Genomic DNA, 484 nt, shown 5'->3' on the forward strand with positions numbered 1-484 from the left:
TCACGCTGATGCTGGCGATGCGCGTGAACAAGGAAAAGGTGCAGGGCTACCAATGGCTGGCGCTGCTGCTGGCCGCCTCGGGCATCGTCGTGATCGCCAGCCATACGGACGGCTCGACCACCGTGCTGGGCCTGGCGATGATCCTGCTGGCGGCCTTCAGCTGGGCCTGCGCCAATATGGTGGGCAAGCGCGCGGGCAAGGTGAACATGCTGGCCTATATGGTGTGGAGCAGCGTGTTCGCGGTGCCGCCACTGTTGGCGCTGTCGCTCGCCGTCGAGGGGCCAGGTCTTGCCTGGCAGAGCGTGCAGGCGGCCGGTGCCGGGGCTTGGGCTGCGGTGCTGTGGCAGGCGCTGGGCAATACCTTGTTCGGCTATGGCGTGTGGGGTTGGTTGCTGGCGCGCCATGCGGCCGCCACCATCGTGCCGATGGCGCTGCTGGTGCCGGTGTTCGGCATGAGCACGGCGGCCTGGGTGCTTGGTGAGTC

At 67.8% G+C, this 484-nt stretch carries 1 protein-coding gene; it reads left to right on the forward strand.

Annotated elements, in window-relative coordinates; genetic code table 11:
- Positions 1-484 (forward strand): EamA family transporter (locus H5407_RS23590; protein WP_183106919.1); only part of this gene is annotated, 484 nt, incomplete at both ends.

The sequence above is a fragment of the Mitsuaria sp. WAJ17 genome (assembly GCF_014174515.1).
In the GTDB taxonomy this organism is placed as follows: domain Bacteria; phylum Pseudomonadota; class Gammaproteobacteria; order Burkholderiales; family Burkholderiaceae_C; genus Roseateles_B.